15 protein-coding genes are annotated in these 21,814 nt (G+C 52.8%); 13 read left to right on the top strand and 2 right to left on the bottom strand.

Going from position 1 to position 21,814, the window contains the following annotated elements; genetic code table 11:
- The first annotated feature begins 50 nt into the window (after positions 1-50).
- The 4 genes from cobA (at position 51) to ACFE8Q_RS10460 (ending at position 6,035) form a co-directional block, all read left to right on the top strand.
- Positions 51-809, top strand: coding sequence for a uroporphyrinogen-III C-methyltransferase (gene cobA / locus ACFE8Q_RS10475; protein WP_375445339.1), 759 nt, complete (start codon positions 51-53; stop codon positions 807-809).
- A 19-nt stretch (positions 810-828) separates the two neighbouring features.
- The gene (locus ACFE8Q_RS10470; protein WP_375445338.1) at positions 829-1,788 is read left to right on the top strand and encodes a rhodanese-related sulfurtransferase; all 960 of its coding nucleotides are present in this window, start codon (positions 829-831) and stop codon (positions 1,786-1,788) included.
- Positions 1,789-2,309: 521 nt separating this feature from the next.
- Complete coding sequence (locus tag ACFE8Q_RS10465) at positions 2,310-5,165, top strand: outer membrane beta-barrel protein (protein ID WP_375445337.1); 2,856 nt, start codon at positions 2,310-2,312, stop codon at positions 5,163-5,165.
- Positions 5,166-5,270: 105 nt separating this feature from the next.
- Complete coding sequence (locus ACFE8Q_RS10460; RefSeq protein WP_375445336.1) at positions 5,271-6,035, top strand: GLPGLI family protein; 765 nt, start codon at positions 5,271-5,273, stop codon at positions 6,033-6,035.
- Between the two features lie 268 nt (positions 6,036-6,303).
- Here the strand turns inward: ACFE8Q_RS10460 and ACFE8Q_RS10455 are convergent, their stop codons facing one another.
- Entirely contained in the window at positions 6,304-7,164 is an 861-nt protein-coding gene (locus ACFE8Q_RS10455) for a hypothetical protein (RefSeq protein WP_375445335.1), read from the bottom strand.
- A gap of 203 nt (positions 7,165-7,367) precedes the next feature.
- On the opposite strand from ACFE8Q_RS10455, the gene ACFE8Q_RS10450 reads away from it, so the two are divergent.
- Together ACFE8Q_RS10450 and ACFE8Q_RS10445 are read left to right on the top strand one after the other, a co-directional pair.
- The gene (locus ACFE8Q_RS10450; RefSeq protein ID WP_375445334.1) at positions 7,368-9,089 is read left to right on the top strand and encodes an alpha-amylase family protein; all 1,722 of its coding nucleotides are present in this window, start codon (positions 7,368-7,370) and stop codon (positions 9,087-9,089) included.
- A gap of 36 nt (positions 9,090-9,125) precedes the next feature.
- Positions 9,126-10,013, top strand: a complete 888-nt coding sequence (locus ACFE8Q_RS10445) for an N-acetylmuramoyl-L-alanine amidase-like domain-containing protein (RefSeq protein WP_375445333.1) — start codon at positions 9,126-9,128, stop codon at positions 10,011-10,013.
- A gap of 14 nt (positions 10,014-10,027) precedes the next feature.
- On the opposite strand, the gene ACFE8Q_RS10440 is transcribed toward ACFE8Q_RS10445, so the two are convergent.
- The gene (locus ACFE8Q_RS10440; protein WP_375445332.1) at positions 10,028-10,810 is read right to left on the bottom strand and encodes a hypothetical protein; all 783 of its coding nucleotides are present in this window, start codon (positions 10,808-10,810) and stop codon (positions 10,028-10,030) included.
- A 248-nt stretch (positions 10,811-11,058) separates the two neighbouring features.
- On the opposite strand from ACFE8Q_RS10440, the gene ACFE8Q_RS10435 reads away from it, so the two are divergent.
- The 7 genes from ACFE8Q_RS10435 (at position 11,059) to ACFE8Q_RS10405 (ending at position 21,754) form a co-directional block, all read left to right on the top strand.
- Complete coding sequence (locus ACFE8Q_RS10435; RefSeq protein ID WP_375445331.1) at positions 11,059-11,277, top strand: DUF2892 domain-containing protein; 219 nt, start codon at positions 11,059-11,061, stop codon at positions 11,275-11,277.
- An 83-nt stretch (positions 11,278-11,360) separates the two neighbouring features.
- Positions 11,361-12,092 (top strand): hypothetical protein, encoded by a 732-nt coding sequence (locus ACFE8Q_RS10430; RefSeq protein WP_375445330.1) that lies wholly within the window; start codon positions 11,361-11,363, stop codon positions 12,090-12,092.
- Positions 12,083-13,447 carry an ethanolamine permease gene (eat, locus tag ACFE8Q_RS10425; RefSeq protein WP_375445329.1) on the top strand — a complete coding sequence of 455 codons (1,365 nt, stop codon included), beginning with the start codon at positions 12,083-12,085 and terminating at the stop codon, positions 13,445-13,447. Before ACFE8Q_RS10430 ends, eat begins: the two co-directional genes overlap by 10 nt.
- A gap of 20 nt (positions 13,448-13,467) precedes the next feature.
- Complete coding sequence (locus ACFE8Q_RS10420; protein WP_375445328.1) at positions 13,468-14,145, top strand: hypothetical protein; 678 nt, start codon at positions 13,468-13,470, stop codon at positions 14,143-14,145.
- 57 nt (positions 14,146-14,202) lie between these two features.
- Positions 14,203-15,477: a hypothetical protein gene (locus ACFE8Q_RS10415; protein WP_375445327.1), complete on the top strand. Its 1,275-nt coding sequence runs from the start codon at positions 14,203-14,205 to the stop codon at positions 15,475-15,477.
- A 187-nt stretch (positions 15,478-15,664) separates the two neighbouring features.
- Positions 15,665-18,778, top strand: a complete 3,114-nt coding sequence (locus ACFE8Q_RS10410; RefSeq protein WP_375445326.1) for a DUF5689 domain-containing protein — start codon at positions 15,665-15,667, stop codon at positions 18,776-18,778.
- A gap of 270 nt (positions 18,779-19,048) precedes the next feature.
- Entirely contained in the window at positions 19,049-21,754 is a 2,706-nt protein-coding gene (locus ACFE8Q_RS10405) for a hypothetical protein (RefSeq protein ID WP_375445325.1), read from the top strand.
- Positions 21,755-21,814: the final 60 nt, after the last annotated feature.

The raw sequence follows: 21,814 nt of genomic DNA, 5'->3' as shown, positions 1-21,814 counted from the left end.
TCATCACAGGTTTACGTAAGCAGCGTACATCGTAACTCGCACATTGTATCATGAAGGTAACCCTCATTGGCGCGGGTCCTGGCGACCCTGACCTGATTACAGTAAAAGGAATAAAGGCATTGAAATCGGCCGACGTGGTGATGTATGACGCCCTCGTTGCCGAAGAACTGCTTGATTACTGCCGCCCCGATGCGCTGAAAGTGTATGTGGGCAAACGGCGCGGGGCCTACTCGTGCATGCAGGAAGATATAAACCCGCTGATTGTCCATTACGCGCAGCATTACGGGCATGTGGTTCGGCTGAAAGGGGGCGATCCGTTTGTGTTTGGACGGGGTCACGAAGAGCTCGACTATGCCCGTCAGCATGGTCTGTCGGTCGAGGTTATTCCCGGCATTTCGAGTAGTTACGCGGTGCCGGCGGCGGCGGGTGTTCCCCTTACGTCGCGTGGGCTGTCTGAAAGTTTCTGGGTGGTTACGGGCACAACCAAGGCCGGTAAGCTGTCGAAAGATCTTCAGTTGGCTGCGCAGTCATCGGCCACGGTGGTTGTGTTGATGGGTATGCACAAACTATCCGAAATTGCGAACCTCTTCAGTGGTGTAGGAAAGAGCGAAACCCCCATCGCCATTATTCAGAACGGCACCACGACGCAACAGCGGGTAGTGGCAGGCACGATTGGTAGCATTGTAGACGATGTAGCGAAGTCAGGCATCGACAACCCCGCCGTGATTGTTATTGGTGCGGTAGCCGCGCTGGCAACGAATCCCGAAAACGCCCGTTTTTTCGTAAATTTGCAGGCTGATCGGGCTTAACAGTTGCCCAGCAGATGCTATGAAACCATACCGCGTACTTCTTTATTACTTCTATACGCCAATTGCTGACCCTGAGCAGCTTCGGGAAGAACAGCACCGGCTGTGTCTTGATCTGAATTTGCTGGGCCGGATTATCGTGGCTCCTGAAGGGCTGAATGGCACCGTTTCGGGTCTGCCTGCCGATTGTGATGCTTACATGGCCGCCGTTCGGTCGGACCCACGTTTTTCAGGCATTGAGTTTAAAGTCGAAGCGCATGACGAGCACGCTTTCCAGAAGCTCCATGTCCGGGTAAAGCCCGAAATTGTCCATTCCGACCTGCCCGTCGACCCGTTAAAGCAAACAGGCATTCATCTGGAACCGGCCGAATTCAAGGCGATGAAAGATGATCCTGATGTGGTGCTCGTTGATATGCGGTCGAACTACGAGCATAGCGTCGGCAAGTTTAGCGGGGCGATAACCTTCGATATGGAGAACCTGCGCGAACTGCCTGACCATGTGAGCGAAATTGCGCATCTCAAAGACAAAAAGATCATTACGTACTGTACGGGCGGGATCAAATGCGAAAAGGCATCGGCTTATCTCCTGTCACAGGGTTTCGAGAACGTGTACCAGCTCCACGGTGGCATTATCAAGTACGGTCTGGAAGCTGAGGGAGATGGGTTCGATGGCCAGTGCTACGTGTTTGATAATCGGCTTGCCGTTGACGTGAATCACGTTAACCCAACTATCATCTCGACCTGTTACCGCTGCGGCACCACCACCAGCCGGATGATCAACTGCGCCAGTCCGGCCTGCAACAACCACGTTCCGCTCTGCGAAGCGTGCGGCGACACTCATGCAGGTACGTGTACTGACAACTGCAAGCATGACCCGTTGCTTCGAGCATATGATGGAACTGGTTATTACAGCAAAAAATCGATGGGTTATACGCCGGAGCAAGGCTATAAGAGCCGCCAGCGAAGCCAGTTGGAAGCATAAGCAGCAGGCTTTCCTACCGCTTAATTGATTTGGCAGAAAACGCCCAGAAAGGCAGCGCTGAGATTATACCGGCATTAAAACTATACACGTTTACCAAACCGGAAGGGCTACACCTCTTCCGGTTTTTTTGTGCCTGTTCAGTGCAACGAATGTAACTTTTAATGAATCCTTACACCACTGGAAAGGCAATGAATACTCGAGATGTACCCGCAGACATGGAACGGTGAATGTCAGTCGAGGCAACGCAGACCTGTCTCTCAACTTTTACATGTTGCTTACAATATTTTACTCTTTTTTGACATGTGCATACACGTTTAACCGCTACTTGCGTCCCATTCCGTACAAGTTAATGTTGACGTTGCCCTTATGCAATCTCGATGGGTAATGCATCTACTCCCAGACCACTCGTGGTTCAGAATTACCGTTCAACTAAATTTATAGTTAATTTTTCTTAACCAGTGTCGTTCAACTGGCTACGTGCCTACATTTGTCCGTATTGAATCGCTATCACTCTCCTGCGTATGAAAAACCGATTACTTCTGCTTCTTTTCTGGTGCCTGCTGTCAGCCTCGGCAGTTGCCCAGACTCCCCCCTCCCGCTTTGCGCTTCAGGCCACCGTTACCGATACGCTCGGTGCCAAACTGAACGGCGTCACGGTCATGCTCCAGACGGCAAAAGATTCAGTTCTCACCAATTACGGACGTACCGACGAGTCGGGTAAATTCTCTCTGAAGGGCGTTCGTCGGGGTACGTACATTCTAAAAATAACGTACGTGGGCATGATGCCCCTTAACCAGACGATCAATCTGGACGCTGAACCAACCGTTGATCTCGGCACCATCAAGCTCAAACCGATCGCCAAAGAATTGTATGAAGTGGTGGTCAAAGCGGCCCGCGCCCCACTCACCATCCGGGGCGATACGGTCGAATATGACACCCGGGCGTTTAAAGTACCACCCGGATCGTCGGTCGAGGATCTACTGCGCAAATTACCCGGTGTCATTGTCGACCGGGAAGGTAACATCAGGGCGCAGGGCCAGGAAGTGAAGCGAGTAACGGTGGATGGCAAGCAGTTTTTCAGCGATGACCCGAAGACGGCTACCAAAAACTTACAGGCCGAGGCCATCTCGAAAGTACAGGTATTCAGCGACCAGACCGAAAAGGCCAAACTGACGGGCGTTGACGACGGGACGAAGGAGAAAACCATGAACCTGGAGTTAAAAGAAGAGTTCAAAAAAGGCGGTTTTGGCAAAATTACCGGCGGTGCCGGACCGGCCAGCAACCTGCCAGCCCGAGCCGAAGTACGTGGCAGCTATAATAAGTTCGACAAGAAACAGCAGCTTTCCTTGATTGGTCTGGCCAACAATACCAACCAGACTGGCCTATCCTGGGCTGATTATCAGGACTTTAGGGGCAGTAATTCGTTTAACTGGAATGACAATGCCGATTTCGGTTTCAGCAGCGGCGGGAACTACATCATTTTCGGGGGCGACGATGAAAGCCTGTCGATCCCTATTAGCGGCGGTAGCCGGGGCAATGGCCTGTCAGACAATGTAGCGGGCGGAGCCAACTACAACTACGACACCAAGAAAACGAAGATCAGCAGCAGCTACTACTTCAGCCAGACGAAACTCCGCTCGGAAACACAGAGCGAAGTGACTAACTTTATTCCAACCGGCGACCTGAATACCACGACCAGTACGAATCAGACCAATCGGAACAGCAGTCACCGCGTTAGCTTCCGACTGGAAAAAGAACTCGATACACTTAATTCACTGGTGTTCGTCAATAACAGCCGGTACAACACGAGTAATGCCCTGCTATTGAGCAACCGCGACATTCGCCGCATTCTGAATACGTCTGCCACGCCAACCACTTCGAATCTAACGAACAATACGAGCAACGGAAACTCGTTTGGTACGAATAACTCGCTGATTTACAAGCATAAGTTCATGAAGAAAGGGCGCAGCTTTGCCGCCAGCGTTGGGTATCAGCTAACGGCCAGCGACGCTACCCTGGATCTGGAAGCCCGTAACCAGTTCTTCGAGGCAACTAACATCAACGATCAGCTTCGCATTATCAGCCAGTTACAAAGTACCAACAGCAACGTTTCGCAGTACAAAGCCAGTTTGCTGTATGTGGAGCCGCTGTCGAAGAAATTCTTCTGGGAATCGTTCTATAACTTCAGCCTGCGCTACGACGAAGTTGACCGGAATGTACTGAATACGCAGACGGACGTACCTACCCGCAACGATTCGCTGAGCCGGTACTATACCAATACGTACCTGTACAACCGCCTGGGTACCAGTTTCCGGTACACCAATAAAGGGCTGAACGTAGGCGTAGGCGGTGCCGTGCAGCAATTCAAGCTGAATGGCCAGTATGCATCTGATCAAACCCTGCCAATCCTGGGCCGGATCGACCGCACCTTCACCACGTTCGTGCCGAACATGTCGGTCAACTTCGACCTTAAAAATAACAAATACCTGTACGGAGGCTATAACCTGAGTGTGCAGATGCCCACCTCGCGGCAGCTACAACCGATCATCGACAACAGTAATCCGCTGTTTATTACGCAGGGTAATCCAGACTTGTTGCCCGCTCTCACGCACCGGGCCAACCTGGGTTTCAACTACTTTAACCCCGGCTCGTTCACAAACTTTTATGGTGGCTTCAATTACGGCTACAACGTAAACCAGATCGTATACGCCCAAACCATCGACCCGCGCACGCTCATTACCAGTACCAAGCCGCAGAACATCACGGGCGGCTACAACATCGGTTATTATAACTACGTCAGTTTCCCTTTGAAGAAGACGAAGGCAACCCTTGATGTCGGTGGTGATCTAAACATTGGCCAGTTAATTACGCCTATCAACGGCGTTGATAACCAGACCAATACAACGAATTACAGTGTAAATACACGGCTGAGCCTGACGCCCGCTGACTGGATAACATTCTACGGAAGCGCGGCCATGAGTATCGGCAACGCCCGCTACTCGATCAATACGGCACAAAATGCCCAGACGATCAACAACAGCTACAGTGCCGATGCGAATGTGAAACTACCGGGCGATATTTATGTGAGCAGTTCATTTAATTACCAGCTTTACCGAAATGAGCGTTTTGGCTTTAACCAGGGCGTTCCGATCTGGAATTCCGCTATTTACCGGCTGATTGGAAAGGCCAAGAAAATGGAAGTTCGTCTCTCGGCTTATGACATGCTAAACCGGAACATCAACGTGAGCCAGTATGCTGGTCAAAACTCGGTTTCGTCGTCGACAACCCGTACGCTGGCCCGTTATTTCATGTTCAGTATGACCTACAACATGCGCGGTTTGAAAGCCAGCGTACGTAAAGAAAACGGTTGGGATTAACCCTGTAGCGCCGAAGCTCCAGCTTCGGTAGAGCCTACACCGGCATATATGACCAGACTACCTGCTGAAGCTGGAGCTTCGGCGCTACCAGAACCGAAACACGCTATGAAAAAGCATCTTACCCCCATTTTCGCTGCCCTTCTCCTGCTGACAACCCTGATCGCTCAGGCGCAAACCAATCAGAGTGAGGGCGTGGTGATTTATACCCGCCGGACTTTCTGGCCAAAAATCATTGCCCGAATGACGTACCTGAGTCAGGAGCAGAAAGACCGGGCGGCCAATACCTGGAAAAATGAGGAAGGCAGCAAAGAGAAGATGAAACTCGCGTTTACGCCCACAACCAGCCTCTACACCTACGAAAGCGAATCGGGTTCAACGGAAGACGGACGATATACCTGGCGTAACAAAGAACTGGCCTTTTTCCGCGATTTCGAGAAAGAGCGCCAGATCGACACGGAAGAAATGCTGGGTAAAGTCTATGTCGTAGAGGATTCACTGCGCCTTCCTTCCTGGAAAATCGGCAATCAGGTTCGGGAAATTGCCGGGCATATGTGTATTAACGCCACAATGACTGATCCCGTTAAAGAGCAGGCACTTACGGCCTGGTTTGCGCAGGACATTCCCGTTTCGGCCGGTCCCGAACGGATCTGCGGCTTGCCGGGACTCATTCTGGAGTTAGACATCAACAATGGCGATGTCATCATTGAAACGGCCAGTATCACCTTCAAACCGGTCGCCGCTGATATGAAAGTGCCCAAGATCAAAAAGCCCAAAAAGGTTGACGAAAAAGCGTACGAAAGCCTGCTCAAAACATACATCGCCGAGCAGATGAAGGAGCATCAGAATCCGTTTTGGGAGATTCGGTATTAGAGTTAGTAACAGTCGGCGGCGCACCTAGGCACTGCTTATGACCAAGCCTGGTGCGCGCTTTGGTAATAGGCTGAGGAACAAAAAGCATTTTTACATCAGGCAAATTAGGGGCATCGCCTGTTGCATGTGAACCATCACGTGCAACAGGCGATGCCCCTAATTTGCCGCGTTTCGTATCTTCTGAAACTATTTATTATTCCGTATCTAACGCATTCTCCTTGTTGTAGTCGTACGTACAGGTAGCTATTATGTTAGTCTTGAGCAGGGGCTAATTTGAATAGATAAAGTTTTTTACGAGTAGGGTATTGCTGTTATTCCCAACTCCGTCTGTTTCAAAGATTGTTTGTTGTTTTACCCGATTTTGGTCATCAAACTCGTAGGCGTAACGGGTTTTAACCGTACTGTAACTGGTATAAGGGGGAAAAGACCAGACAGAAAGCGTTTGAGTATTTACAGAAGTTAATAGATTCCGGCTCCCCTTCCCTTCTCTGAATAAGGCCAGCGGGTCTGGTAAAGCTGGCCGGGTGACATCATACACATAGTCGGTAGTTTCAGTACTCGACATAGTAGCACCAGATTGAACCACCTGTTTGATCACATTCTCGTTATCAACTGTTCGTAGAGTGATCTCATAAGGTGACTGTCGGCGCAGTAGATACCCATTTTCATCATAGGTGTAGGTGGTCATAATCCTTACGCTATGAGTAGGAATAGCATAGCCCAATCTGTTAAGTGTCAGTGTATCACCATTATCTCCCGATACTATGGACCGCTTTTGAATCACTGTGTTGCCCACGTAGTGATACCAGTTTGATTCATTGCCCTGATAGGGACCATCAGGATCATCCAAATTCGTTTGTTTCACAAGTATAAGTCGGCTTTGCGTGTCATACTGATAGGCTTGTTCAAACTGAGAAACATAATAATAAGGAATACCATCCACTATAAGCGGCGCATGGGACGAAGCAAGGATGGGCTTTTGACCGGCAATGTATCGGGTTGTAATCTCCTTAGTCAGCAAGGGTTGCTGAGAAACAGGCGGTGCCTGCTCTGTTTGACAGGCACTTAACAAGCCAACTACCATTACTGAAAGCGAAAAGCTTCTATATAGTACCGAAGATAACAGCATGACCACTTACGTTGTTGATTAATAGAGCGTTGTCTTTATTTATGGTTAAATAAAGACCTTAAAGAATACCAATCGTTCGGCGGCAAACTAAAATTAGTCAATGGCCTTTTAATAGATCGACCTGCTACCCGATCAGAGTACTTTACGCCGTTAGCCTAAATAGTTTGTAAGGCATCGTCAACTGTAGGGCCTACTTTTGCGGTATGGCTTCCGACAAATTTATCATTTACCAACTGCTACCCCGGCTGTTTGGCAATACGAATACAACAAATCGCCCGTGGGGAACACTGGCAGACAATGGCTCAGGTACATTCGCCGATATTAACAACGCAGCCCTCGACAGTATAAAAACACTTGGCGCCACGCATGTCTGGTACACGGGCGTGCCCGAACACGCCAGCATGACCGATTATTCGGCGCAGGGCATCAGGGCCGATGACCCCGCTGTGGTGAAAGGGCGGGCCGGCTCGCCCTACGCCATCAAGGATTATTACGACGTGGTGCCTGATTTTGCCCAGTCGGTGCCGGACCGGATGGCGGAGTTTGAGGCGTTGGTGGCACGTACCCACGCCCACGGCCTGAAGGTTATCATCGACATTGTGCCCAACCATGTTGCCCGTCAGTACGGCTCCGATGCCAAGCCAGCCGGTGTCATCGACCTGGGCGAAGACGACGATGTCAGGCAGGCCTTTTCAACGAGAAATAACTTCTATTACCTGCCCGACACCACGTTTGTGGCTCCGTTTGTACCCGGCAGCATTGACGCGGACCCGCCGCTCATGAACTCGGCCACGCCCATTCATGAATCGCCCGCCAAAGTGACCGGGTCGGGGTCGATCAATGAAGCGCCGCATATCAACGACTGGTACGAAACGATCAAGCTCAATTACGGCTACAACGTCTTCGATGGATCGCTACATACCGATCCCGTGCCCGACACCTGGCATAAGTTGCTGGATATCATGCTCTTTTGGGCCGAAAAAGGCGTTGATGGTTTCCGTTGCGACATGGCCCATCTGGTACCGGTGCCGTTCTGGAAATGGGTTACAAGGCAGGTGCGGGCAACGTACCCAGCCCACATTTTCATTGCCGAAATTTATGATCCGGGACTCTACCGGTCGTTTATCTTCGAGGGTGGCTTCGATTACCTGTACGATAAAGTTGGCCTGTATGACTCGTTGCGGCGGCTCATCGAAGGGCATGGCAGTTGTTACGACCTCACGCGGGTATGGCAGCAGGAGTCGGGCGATTTTTCGGAGCACATGCTCCGTTTCCTGGAAACGCATGACGAGCAGCGGATTGCGTCTTCCTTTTTCGCCACCGAGCCAACCCGGGCAATACCGGCAATGGTTATTACCGCAACGATGCACACCGGGCCCTACCTGCTCTATTTCGGACAGGAAGTAGGCGTCCGCGGCGAAGATACCGAAGGATTTAGCGGGCACGACGGTCGAACGACCATCTTTGATTATTGGGGATTGACCGACTGGCAGGGCTACCTGAACGGCCATACGTATGATGGTGCGGGCCTTACCGAAGACCAACAGCACCTGCGGGCTTTCTACAAAAAGCTGGGTACGTTCGTAAACGGATCGGCGGCCGTTCGTGAGGGTGCGTTTTACGATCTTCAGTGGGCCAACCAGTTTACCGCAGGATATGATCAACATCAGGTTTACAGCTATCTGCGTTATACAGACAGCCAAAAGTTACTAATCGTATGTAACTTTGATCAGTCGACGACGCTTTCGACGACGCTTAACATACCAGAACATGCCCTGTCACTGATGCAGTTATCGGTAGAAGGCGACCTTCGTTTGACCGATCAGTTGCTGACAAATGAGGTGATAACGGGCAATGGCACAACGGGTTTTCCGATCAGTATGCCACCAGTCAGCGTCAGAATTTTTGCACTCAACACCCTGTAAACGCGATACTTCCTGGAAGAAGCACGTCTAACGTACATGAAATTCCGACTACTCTGGCTAGGACTATTGGCCTCACCCCTGCTGGCATTGGCCCAGACCGCCGACGAGTTACGTCAGATTACCATTGTACCGGGACGGACGGTTGCCGAAACGGCCGTGCAAACAGCCGGCACGTTGCTCGGAAAACCGTATGTGTACCATACGCTCGAAGGTAATGAACACGAGCAACTGGTGGTAAACCTCCATGAGTTCGATTGTTCGACGTTTATCGAGACCACCCTGGCCCTCGCCCTGGCCGAGCAGGAATTGCCCGCCAAATACACGCCCGCTCAGTTGGAAACCACCTTCTGCCGATACCTGACGAAATTACGTTATCGAAACGGCCAGATCGATGGCTACGCCAGTCGCCTGCATTACCTCTCCGACTGGCTGCGCGACAACGAGCGTAAGGGGCTGTTGCAGGATGTAACACACGACATTGGTGGTATACAGGTGCAGAAAGCGGTTAATTACATGACTGCCGCCGTTCACAAATACCCGCATCTGGCCGACCCTGCGGTGTATAAGCAGATGGTTCAGGTGCAGTCAGACATTAGTCAACAGCCGTTTTACTTCATTCCAACAAAGCTGTTCAAGTCGCTGGAAAGTAAGTTTCGCGAAGGAGATATCGTGATGCTCACCGCCGCCAGACCCGGTTTAGACATGCGCCATGTTGGGTATGCTACCTGGCGAAATGGACGGCTCCATTTGCTCCACGCCTCATCGGACTATAAGAAAGTGGTGCTCACGCCACAGCCACTCGCCGAGTATCTGCTGGCCAACAAACGACTGTCGGGGGTCCGTGTGGCCCGAATAAAGTCAACGGCTGTACGGATGGCGATGCAACCGGAATCTCCTCAAGAAACCGTGAGTGCCCGTAGGTAAAGTGGCATATCCGATTAGACACATTCGTACTCATAGTCAGTAATATATACCGTTTGGAAAGGTAAACCGTCTGGAAGTTCGACACGCCATTCCAAACAAATCCGGCGACTTACACGGCCCTGAACATCAAATTGATAGCGATATTCATAATGCCATGGTCCGCAACAACTTGTGCCTGAACTGGAGCTGATCAGCAGCAAATTCCTGCTCATTCGGCCTTCGTACTGCCTCGGATTTGGCAGGCTGAAATGCGTAAGATCGTAGGTGTAGTTCAGGGTGGTTAGCCGGAAACCACCATCTATCACCTGCTGAAGAGGGTTTCCATTTTCCCGTTTTTCTGAAAGAACGTATGATAGGCGACCTTGTATCCCTTCTTCATCATAGGTATATCTGGCATCGTATCCCCGCTCGTTTAAGGCAACTGAGTATGGATAAACCTGTATAAGCAGGTTATTGGCGTTATAACTTGTAAACACCACCGACACTTTGGAGGCGCTATAGGTAAACTCACTGGTGCTGTGGCCACCTACTCCAGTTCTGAACTGGTTACTGATTCGCCGCTGACCATCGTAGCGATACATAACCGAATCGTCGAAGTAAACAGCCACGTTTTTACCATCTATCATCACCTGTTCCTTCTCCCCTTTGGGCACAGATGTGTAGGCGTTGGACTTATGGATTTCTTTGACGATCAGACAAACTGGCACTGGTGATGCCGCTGGAATGTTTGTGTAGCAACCCTCCAGGAAGACCATTGGAACAATGGCCATGAGACAGGCCAAAAATAAAAAGCGCATACTCGATCAGGTGTGTCAGTAGAAGAAACGTGCCGCCTTCCCAACCAACGTACCTATTTGTTTGTAGAGACAGGTAAATATACTTGTCTACACACTATCATTCTCTAATAGCCTACTTACTCTAGAAAAAAGAGACAGATTTAGTACTCCTTAGCTGGCATAAGCCTATATAGATCAAGATATTTATGAACAATTTGTTACTAGTATATCAGTATCATTTATATTAGCGTCTTAACCTACCTGAAAAGATGCCTAATCATAATCAAAACGTTGGTTTTATCGACCGGCTTGTGCGTGGCTTATTGGCGATCGACTTGCTGGCCCTTTGCCTAACCTCCTTTATCAGCGGACTATCCGTTATTTTATCCCTGTTCCTGGTCGTGTACCTGGCCTATAGCGGCGCAACTGGATTTTGCGCAATTTACGCCGCACTCGGTCGGCATAGCCGCCAGCGAACGGAACCTTAGCCGGAACCGTCCGACTGCAAAAATGCCCCGTTTTTAGCCAGAAACGGGGCATTTTTGCGTTCAGACACTGTATCTTTGGCTATATGTCGCATAAAGCGTTTTACCAGACCTTCTTTCAAACCGAGCAACTCTTCCGTCGAAGCGACGACGCGTTGACGTTTCCTGCGCTGGAGAACGTCGTCGCGAACCGACACGAGCCTGCGTCGACCAGTACGCCAGGTAGGTTACCCAAAGAGGAATCAGTAGCCGCCCCTTCCGTGCAAATTAGTGATCCCGTTGTGCCACCTCCGGTTGAGGCTACGCCCGTACTGATTGAGGAGATTGTGGCTACGGTTGCTATTATTGAGCCAACGAGCACGGCTGACGAAACGCCTAAACCCACGCCCGAGCCTGTAATTGTAGCTCCTGTTCAGCCGCCACAGATTCCTACGGCCGTTAAACCAGCCACGCCATTGATCAGCCAGAAAGTGCTGATCCTGGTTGATGAAGACCTGCTGCCGAGCGACCTGCTCTTCCTGGAAAAAATTCTTAAAGCCGTTCACCTCGACGTAGACGGGGTTGACCTGCTGAACGTCCACGGCACAAAAAATGTCGATTTCGCCGAATTGCTGACGGGCAAATACATCCACCACTTTTTCACCTTCGGTGTCCCCTTCAGCCGGCTGAATCTCGACATAATGATGGATCGCTACCACCCCGTGCGCTTCGAGGGCATCACGTTCCTGATGGCCGATCCGTTGCCTGCTATCGAAGCCGACGTAGCGTTGAAGAAAAAACTCTGGGAGTCGTTAAAGAAGGTATTTCTATGGCGCTAAACGAAGCTACCGGTAGCCCGAACCGAACGCTGCTTCGCGTGCTCACCACGCCACAACTCTGGGGAATTGCCGTTGGCCTGGTCATTTCGGGCGAATATTTTGGCTGGAATTATGGCTGGGCAGTGGCAGGTACGTTAGGATTCATCGTTGCAACAGGAATCGTCACCCTCTTCTATATTGCCTTCATTTTTAGCTATACCGAGCTTACCACGGCCATTCCCGACGCAGGTGGTCCGTTTGCTTACGCCTACCGCGCCTTTGGGCCAATGGGCGGTTTCCTGGCGGGCTTTGCCACCCTCGTCGACTTTCTGCTGGCTCCTCCGGCCATTGCGGCGGCGCTGGGTGCTTACGCCCATTTTCTAAATCCCGGGTTATCGGCTATCTGGATCGGCGTATTGGCTTACGTTGTCTTCGTTGGCATCAATATGCTGGGAATCAGGGAATCGGCTAATTTTTCCCTGTTCATCACCATTCTTTCGGTAGCCGAACTGCTGGTGTTCATGGTGCTTGTGTGGCCAGCTTTCAGGGTCGAAAACGTGGTGGCGCATACTGAATCGTTTGGCTGGCAGGGCGTATTCGCCGCGTTGCCCTTTGCCATCTGGTTCTACCTGGCCATTGAAGGGGCAGCCATGATGGCCGAAGAAGTAAAGGACCCGCGCCGCACCATTCCCCGAGCCTACCTGCTCAGTATCGGCACGCTGGTGTTTCTGGCGCTGGGCACCATGCTCCTCTGCGCAGGCGCAGGCGACTGGCGGACTTTATCCGGCATCGACTATCCATTACCCGAAACACTGGCGATGGTGCTGGGTCGGGGCAATCTCTGGACGCGTTTCTTCGCCAGTCTGGGGCTGTTTGGCCTGATTGCGTCGTTTCACTGCAACACCCTGGGCTACTCCCGACAAATTTATGTGCTGGCCCGAAATGGCTACCTGCCTGCTTTTCTGTCGCAGATAAACGAACGGTTCCGAACGCCACACTGGGCTTTGCTGGCTGGCGGACTGGTGGGTTTAGTGGCGCTTTTCCTGGGTAGCACCGACCAGATCATCATCTTTTCGGTGCTGGGAGCGATGATGATGTATGCCATCAGTCTGGTGAGCCTAATCGCCCTCCGCAGGCAGGAACCCAACCTGGAACGGCCTTTCCGAACGCCTTTTTACCCATTCCTGCCCCTGTTGGCGCTCGTTCTGTCGGTAATTTGCTTACTTGCCATCGTCTATTTCAACCCCAAACTCAGCGCGCTGTTTGCGCTTATCGGCGGACTGTCGCTGGGGCTCTTCCGGCTGGTCGGTCGACGACAGGTAGCGGTTCAACTCCACGTGCTGGACGAACGACCCTCAACTACCGAGGCAAAATAGACCGCAACGTTATCCTACTGATGTATCCTGTTTATACACTACCCGTCTGGCTCACCGATGAGCAACAGCTTCGCGATGAAGCCGTGCTATTCGGTTTATCGGAAGCCCGGCCCGACGAAAAAATTGCGACAATCCGGTTAGCCTTTGCCGCCCTGACGGCTCCGCTTGAAAAACAGATCGAGCAACACCACGAAGCCGTTGGGACGCTGAACTCCCTGATAGATTCTCTTGACAGCCAGCTTATTAACCAAACGACAAGCAGTCAGAAAACGGTAGCTGGTCATTGGCCGGTGGCTGAACTGGCTGTTGGGCTAATTGCGTCATTGCTGCTCTGCGCAGGAACGTACCTGGGTACGTTATCGCTCGTCAATGCGCAACTGGCGATTCTCCTGGCTGGGTTAACGGGTATAAGCGGGTGTGTGCTGACGTTGTTTATTGGTTTCTCCGCATATCGCGATCGGGTGAAAAATGAAGGGCTGCTTCGACACCGACTGGACGAGGAACGAAAACAGCAGTTGGCCATGCTGGCAGGCTGGCGCAACCAGAAACAGGCTGAAATAGAGCAACTCTACAAAGCGGAGGCGACCCTAAACCAGCAAAATGCCCACCGCGATTTGCTGATTCGTCTGTTCGAGAGCGAGTTCGATCTGGCCCGAAGCTTACGTCATCGGGTACGTGACCGATTCGTCGATCTGTAAGGCTGCGCTCACTATTTGCTACGATGTGCCTCTTACTTTATTAACCCCAACTCTGGTATGCAATCCGATTTTCAACACGGCTACGACAGCGGACACGACCAGGCGCAACGCGACCATTTTGAGAGCTACGTATCCAGTCAGGAAAATGAAACGTTCCTGGCCAGTCAGCTTGCCCGGTACCAACGTGACCTTGATCGCCTCGACGCCACCATAGCCACCACCGAACAGCAGCGTCAAACACTAGATCAGCAGCGCAATACGCACCTGATCGCCATTAGCTCGTTGTCGGGAAAAGTAACCAGGCTACGTGAGCAACTCACCCAGATCCACGACGAACAGACCGATCTGCGTGTAAGGCGTAAAGCCGTAACGCCGGAGTATTCGCTGGTCGGCGGGCTGTTTTTTCTGGTAGCGGGGCTTTCATTCGTTTTCGGCGACCTGATCATCTCGCACGAAATTGTTGCGTATGCGCTCAACATTCGCGATAACATGGAAGCCTGGGCTTTTGCACTGGGGCTCGCAATGGTCACCGTTCTATTAAAACCAGCCTACGACCGCCTCCTCGAACGCCCTTACCAGACAGATCCGGCGCGGCATCAGGTACGTTATGAACGGTTCAAGCTGTCGTTGGCCGTGTTTGCGCTGTTGACACTGGCCGTACTCGGCTGGTTCCGGTACGAAGCGTACCGCACCGATCAGCTAAAGGCCGCGATCAACCGTAGTATCCGCCAATTGCAACAGCAGGCCACCCCACTCGACGGCTCGACGGCCCCGGTCGACGCGGCGGTGCTGGCAAAGATTGAGCAGCAACTCCAGCAGTCGGGCGAGTTGAACGTGGCGTTGGTCAGCAGTCCGTGGGCGATGTTATCATTTGTGCTGAGTGGCCTGCTGTTTGCGCTGGCGGGCGCGGTCTGCCTCGGCATCGGGCTTCCGGTGCTCTCGGCCTTCTGGTTCAGATGGTTGCAGGCCGACCGGCGGCTTTGGGTGTTGCGTCGACGCGAAAAGAAATTGCTGACCGACCTGGACCCCGCCGATCAAACACTGAACCAGGAGGCGATGCAACAACAGTTGCTGGACGCCCAACTCGATAAGCTACCCACCGCCGAATTGCTTCAAGCGCAACGTACCCAGCTTCTGACCGACATGAACCAGATTGGCAACGAACATCGCCTCTCCCTCACCGACCGGCGAATTGCCCAGTATAACGACGGGTATATAAACGGAACCGCTGACCGGCAAGCTAAGGATAAACCGCTAAATCGGTCGGCGCAATTACGTCCCCACCAGGCGATTCGCGAGCTTTTGCGGGATGGGTTCGACTCTAATTCGTAATAAATTATTCTTTTCTATAGATTTAATATAAATTATCTAAAAACTAACAGTGTAGTAACACGTAGGTAATAGGTACCGCTTAAGTTTGTGAACAAGCTTCATTATTCAACAACTTATCCAGCTATTGCGTATGCGTCAACCGCTACAGTTTCTTTGGCTCCTTTTGGCAGGAGCCTTCTTTTTTTGTGTGTCCGCTGCAAATGCACAGGTATCGATTACATCAACAGCATCACCATACACACAGGATTTCAATACCTTATCACAAACGGGTACCACAAACACCTGGACAGACAACAGCACAATTCCTGGCTGGTACAGTACCCGGACCGTTTACCTGGCAGGAACCGGCACCGCCACTAACGGTGGCCTATATAGTTTCGGGCCTGCCAGTAACGCTGACCGGGCTTTGGGCTCAATGGCCTCAGGCACCGTTACGCCCATTCGTTATGGTGTAATCTTCAAAAATAGTACTGGTGTACCCATAACGGCCATTCAGGTAAGCTACGTCGGTGAACAGTGGCGAAATGGGGGGAGTACTGCCGTTAATTCGCTGACATTTGCGTATGCCACCGGGGCAACCGTAACCTTAACCGGTGCCGCAACGGAGGTGAGTGCGCTCAACTTTAACAGTCCGATTACCGGCACCACATCCGCTGCATTAGATGGAAATGCAGCCGCGAACCGTACGACTTTCCCATCAACGACAATCACCTTCTCGACGCCCGTGGCTAATGATGAGCAGATATTACTGCGATGGACAGATATTGACGATCCGGGATCAGACCACGGAATAGCTGTTGATGACCTGTCGGTCACGTTCACTACATCAACTCCGTCAACAACGCCCACGCTCACGGCCAACCCTACCACACTGTCAAACTTTTTCACCTCGCAAGGCACCGCATCATCATCAAAAACATACACCTTGACCGGGAGTAACCTGGGCACAGATAACGTAGTGGTCACAGCACCAACCGGTTATCAAATCGCTACTTCCGGCGGTGGAACATTTGGCACTTCACTGACGCTCACGCCATCTTCCGGGGCAATTAATCAGTCAATTGATGTTAGGCTCACGGGAGCAGGCTCTGGAAATGTAAGTGGTACAATTACGCATACGACCGGAACCACAGCCGTAGCATCAGTTAGTGTGAGCGGACTGGTCGATACAGGGGGAGGGCAGGTTGGACCCTGCGGCACAAGCCAATCTATTTTATCCGCACGTCAGTTAGGAACTGGTCAAACGGTCACTATTTCAGGTCGCCTGACGGTGTCGGGGCAGTTCGCCAATGGTCGTAACTACTATATCCAGGACGAAACGGGCGGAATGGCCATTTTCGACTCACCCGACAACCGGGCCATTGATTACAGTATTGGCGACCTGATTCAGGTAACGGGTACAACGGCTGCTTTTAACCTCGACAAACAGGTGCAGACGCTGACCTGCTTTAGCCGGGTAGGCACCGATAATGTGCTGCCCGTGCCGACACCAATTGCCGTAGCTGACCTCTGTAATTACCAGGGACAACTCGTGTCAATCGCCGATGTTACGCTTACAGGGACTGGGACAAGCTTTCAGGGTAGCACCAACTACAGCATTACCGGCCAGGCGGGCCAGGTACGTATCTACAACACCACCAACCTGGTGGGTGCCCTTCGCCCCACCGGCACAACCAGCGTTACCGGCGTTGTGGGCGTGTTCAACTCGACCTGTCAGATTTTTCCGCGCTTTGTCGATGACGTGGCTGGTGCGGTGGCCAACTCAGGAGCGGTCTGCGGTGTGCCAACCATCACGCCGGATGCCAACGCCCTCGACGTGGTAATCTGGAATGTGGAGTGGCTGGGTAACCCCGCCAATGGCCCCAGCCAGAGCGGCACAGGCGACGCTACTCAGATTGCCAACGTAACCACCGTGTTGAAAAACCTGAATGCCGATGTGTTCATGCTCGAAGAGGTTTGCCAGTACAACGCCGCTAACCCTACCGACAACACAACGGCTTTCGGGCAACTGATCAATGGCCTCAATGCCCAGTATGGCGCAGGTACGTATACCGGTGAATGTTCATCGGCCGTGTCGAACAGCGTACCCGACGCCAATCCGCAACGGGTGTGTATCATTTATAAACCGTCGGTGGTGACGAAGGTGAGCAGCAGACCGTTGCTGACCGGTGCCACCGTAACGGGTTATCCGACCGGCAACGCGTCTCAGTTCTACGCATCGGGTCGTCTGCCGTTTATGTTCACGGGAATGGTAAACACCAGTGGCACCAGCAAACTGGTTCGTTTCATTGGTATTCACGCCAAGTCAGGTTCCGACGTTACCTCCTACAACCGCCGGGTGTATGACGTAAAAGCCCTGTACGATACCCTGACGGCTCAATATCCGAATGATCTGATCATCTACGCCGGCGATATTAACGATGACGTAGACAAGTCGATTTACCTGACCGACCCCACCAACAACGTCGCAGCCATCAGTAGTTACAAGCCATTCCTGTACGCCAATCCGGCCGAAACGGATATCAACGGCGTGCGGCCAAATGCCAACTTCGTTGCGCTGACCAAGGAGTTGAGCGATGCCGGTTGTGCCTCGACGGTGAGCTACGCTGATATTATTGACCACATCATTGTTTCTAATGAAATGGCCCCTGCCTATGTGGCCAATTCGGTGACGCGGATCACGCCGGGCATCAGCAACTACGGCAATACTACGACCGACCACTACCCAATTTATGCCAAGTTCAATATGGCGAGTGCCTTACCCGTACAGCTCATCAACTTCCAGGCAACTGTAGCGGGCGACCGGGTATCACTGGCATGGGAAACAACCGCTGAGCGCAACGCGTCGTACTTCGTGGTGGAACGCAGCAGCGATGCCCGCGAATTTAGCGCCGTTGGCCAGGTAGCCGCCACGGGCAACTCAGAGTCCCGCAAAGCTTACGGCCTGCTGGACACCCGGCCACTGACGGGAACCAACTACTACCGCCTGCGGACGGTGGACCGTGACGGCAGCAGCGAAACCAGCAAGATCATTGCCGTTACGCTCGACGACGTTACGCCTGCGATGGCACTCATGGGCAACCCGGTTGCCGACAACCAGATTCAACTGGCGGTGCGGAATATGGCGGGGGCTACTTACCAGTTGCGTACGCTAACAGGACAGGCCATTCGGACGCAACTACTTCAGCAGACCGACCGGATTGTGAAACTCAAGGTCGACCAGTCGGTATCGACGGGCGTTTACCTGCTCGAAGGCAGCACGTCGACCAGCCGCAACGTGGTAAAAGTGGTGATCGAGTAAATTTAGTGCCGACTCTAACCCAGAAGAGGCAATCCAGACCGGATTGCCTCTTTTTTTATGCTGTGATCAGGCAGTTTACGGTTAATAAAAAGAGGCTCGTTCACTCAAACGGGGATATCTACGTGGGGTTTGCGTCAATTACCCAATTTTATAAATCGGTTACTTTTACGCTAAAACAGGTGGCGTCCATCGAGCACCTTTGTCAGGCTTTTCCGGCTCAGTTTACGCACTGACCGAGCGGCTATATCCTGACAAAACCCCTTACCAATCATGGTTCACCAAGCAATTCAACCGGGCAATCAAACCCTGTTGACCCTCGATACGGCGGGCGTCGTACGAGACATGAATCACAGCGCAGAGCCTGTGCAACTTACCGGAAATTCGGCGCGTGAAGTGGCCGATGCTTACCTGCAACAGCAAACCGACCAGCTAATGGTGCAGCCCGCCTCACTGACAAACCTGTCAAGGGCGATGGCCAAAGCACCCGAGGAAGAAGCCGCCGGTTTTCGGTTCACCACTGAGAAAAGTCAGTTTGATATTACGACGGTAGGCTATCAGCAAACGTACTTTGGCTTGCCCGTCTGGAATTCGGGCGTAGCTGTTCAGGTGAAAGATGGCCCTTACCGGGTCGTAAGTTCCCAGAATTCATCGGTGATGGATATCATGCCTGGTAAGCCGTCTGATGAGGCGGTGCGTCACATGAACGCGTTGAAGGCACCGGAACTGGCCGAGTTGCTGGGTACGTCCTACACCAAATTGACCATCAATGCCCGGACGATGTATGTGTTCCGGTATGAAAAAGCGAAACGCACCGCCGACCATAAGGGGCATAAATACGATGGTTTCGCCCATGCCGACCTGACCCTTCCGCTGCCCAAAGTGCCTTCACCAATTAAAGACGGCCAGTTTTATGTGGCAGAAGAATTCCTGTTCACCATGCCCCTGCCCGAGATGGGCGACGTGAACTGGCGGGCGTTTGTAGAAGTAGAAACCGGCGCTGTGCTCTACCTGCGTGCCCTGATCGACAATGTAAACGGGCTCGTTTTCGAGGTCGACCCGATTACCCGAACGGGCAACGCCGCCAACGGGCCAACGGCAACGGGAGCTACCTTGGATACGCTGCGGCAGGTGGTGCCCCTTCCCCTCAATGCGCCCGTCGGCGGTGTTCAGTCGCTGACAGGCCCCTTTGTGCGGCTGACCGATTTTGAAACGCCTACCATTGCACCGCCCACAGCACCGGCCGCCACCGACTTTAACTTCAACGCCCGCACCAACGGCTTTGCGGCCGTAAATGCCTACTACAATAACGACCGCTTTTTCCGACTAGTCCAGAGCCTGGGCTTCAACCTGGGCTCTTACTTCGATCATACGTCGTTTCCGGTTCCGGTCGACCACCGGGGGCATATCACCACGGCCAATGGCAACGAGATCAACGCCTATTGTGGCGGCAACGGAACCGGTAACGGCATTGGGCGGCTCGGCTATATGCTCGCCAACACGGCCGACGTGGCCAACCCGATCAGCATTGCCGCCGACTGGCGGGTAGTGTTGCACGAATTGGGCGGGCACGGCATTTTGTGGGACCATGTCAACTCGCCCAATTTCGGCTTTGCCCATAGCGCGGGCGACTCGTTTGCGGCCATTCTCAACGACCCGGAAACACACGCTACCGACCGGTTCGAAACGTTTCCGTGGACATTCTCTTCCTTACCAGCCGGTTCACGGCGGCGACATGACCGGGCGGTAGCCGCTGGCTGGGGCTGGGGTGGCACCAACGATACCAACGGTTATAGCAGCGAGCAAATCGTGTCGACCACGCTCTTCCGCCTTTACCGGTCGATGGGCGGCGACTCGCCCGACCTGGGTCGTCGGCAGTTTGCAGCCCGATTTGCCGCTTACCTCATCCTGCGGGCGGTGGGTACGTTGACACCCGCCACCAATCCACCCGCCGGGTTGATGGGGCCAACCGCGCTGGCTTCGGCGCTGATGACGGCCGATCTGGGCGACTGGACATCGGAAGGGCACGCTGGCGGTGCTTACAGCAAAGTCATTCGCTGGGCGTTCGAGAAGCAGGGGCTGTATCGTACACCCGGTACACCAGCCACGTCGGAAGGGGCACCACCGCTGGTCGACGTCTATATTGAAGATGGCCGGGGTGGGCAATACCAGTACCTGCATAATCACTGGAGCAACCAGAGCATCTGGAACCGCCGACTAGCCGACGGCGGCACCACCCACCAGGAACCCATTGTTGGCCAGCCCAATTTCGCGTATGTGAAGGTAAAAAACCGGGGCACGCAAACCGCAACCGGCGTTGTGGTGAAAGGCTATCACTGCACACCAGGCACTGGCCTCACCTGGCCCGTTGACTGGGTTCCGATGACAACACCACAACTGGCGGGCACCAACATTGCCCCCAATAGCGCGTCTGAAATTGTGGTAGGCCCGTTCGAGTGGACACCCAGCCAGGTTGGCCACGAGTGTATGCTGATGATTGCCTCGGCCAATGGCGATGCCAGTAACGTGGTCAACTTTTCGGCGGGCGACACCATTCCCGAATGGCGGCTGGTGCCCCACGACAACAACATCGGTCAGCGCAACGTAGCCCCGGTGGCGGGCAGTCTGAAAGGGTTGCTACGTGCGTTTGAGGGTCGTCAGTTCCTGATTCGGAATCCCATGCGCGAGGCGGGTAAATTGCAGATCAAGGTAACGATGCCGCCGTTCCTTGAGAGATTAGGCTGGAAACTCCACTTCGCCAACGAACAGGAGCTACGAAAAATAGACGGCCGTGGCAAAGTTGTGGCAACGATGAAACTCGAGCCCGGCGAGAAATTCACCACCACCGATCTCCGTAAACAGAAGAATCTGGCGTTTGTAGTCGAAACCTACATCGACGGTATGCTTACGGGCGGCATGACGTACCTGATCGACCCCAAGCTAAAAGAGAATGAACTGAACGGACCGCTAGTATTGTAAGTACCAGCCACATCAGTCATATGTAAAACCCTATAAGGTCTCGTAAAGACCTTATAGGGT

This window comes from uncultured Fibrella sp. (genome assembly GCF_964250085.1).
Classification (GTDB): Bacteria; Bacteroidota; Bacteroidia; order Cytophagales; family Spirosomataceae; genus Fibrella.
This window is presented reverse-complemented; position numbering and strand designations above follow the sequence as displayed.

Excerpts from the sequence above, each read along its gene's own strand:
- ACFE8Q_RS10470 (WP_375445338.1), top strand. The coding sequence starts at position 829 with ATGAAACCATACCGCGTACTTCTTTATTACTTCTATACGCCAATTGCT.
- ACFE8Q_RS10460 (WP_375445336.1), top strand. The coding sequence starts at position 5,271 with ATGAAAAAGCATCTTACCCCCATTTTCGCTGCCCTTCTCCTGCTGACA.
- ACFE8Q_RS10440 (WP_375445332.1), bottom strand. The coding sequence starts at position 10,810 with ATGCGCTTTTTATTTTTGGCCTGTCTCATGGCCATTGTTCCAATGGTC.
- ACFE8Q_RS10435 (WP_375445331.1), top strand. The coding sequence starts at position 11,059 with ATGCCTAATCATAATCAAAACGTTGGTTTTATCGACCGGCTTGTGCGT.
- cobA (WP_375445339.1), top strand. The coding sequence starts at position 51 with ATGAAGGTAACCCTCATTGGCGCGGGTCCTGGCGACCCTGACCTGATT.
- ACFE8Q_RS10420 (WP_375445328.1), top strand. The coding sequence starts at position 13,468 with ATGTATCCTGTTTATACACTACCCGTCTGGCTCACCGATGAGCAACAG.
- ACFE8Q_RS10445 (WP_375445333.1), top strand. The coding sequence starts at position 9,126 with ATGAAATTCCGACTACTCTGGCTAGGACTATTGGCCTCACCCCTGCTG.
- ACFE8Q_RS10405 (WP_375445325.1), top strand. The coding sequence starts at position 19,049 with ATGGTTCACCAAGCAATTCAACCGGGCAATCAAACCCTGTTGACCCTC.
- ACFE8Q_RS10450 (WP_375445334.1), top strand. The coding sequence starts at position 7,368 with ATGGCTTCCGACAAATTTATCATTTACCAACTGCTACCCCGGCTGTTT.
- ACFE8Q_RS10455 (WP_375445335.1), bottom strand. The coding sequence starts at position 7,164 with ATGCTGTTATCTTCGGTACTATATAGAAGCTTTTCGCTTTCAGTAATG.
- eat (WP_375445329.1), top strand. The coding sequence starts at position 12,083 with ATGGCGCTAAACGAAGCTACCGGTAGCCCGAACCGAACGCTGCTTCGC.
- ACFE8Q_RS10465 (WP_375445337.1), top strand. The coding sequence starts at position 2,310 with ATGAAAAACCGATTACTTCTGCTTCTTTTCTGGTGCCTGCTGTCAGCC.
- ACFE8Q_RS10430 (WP_375445330.1), top strand. The coding sequence starts at position 11,361 with ATGTCGCATAAAGCGTTTTACCAGACCTTCTTTCAAACCGAGCAACTC.
- ACFE8Q_RS10415 (WP_375445327.1), top strand. The coding sequence starts at position 14,203 with ATGCAATCCGATTTTCAACACGGCTACGACAGCGGACACGACCAGGCG.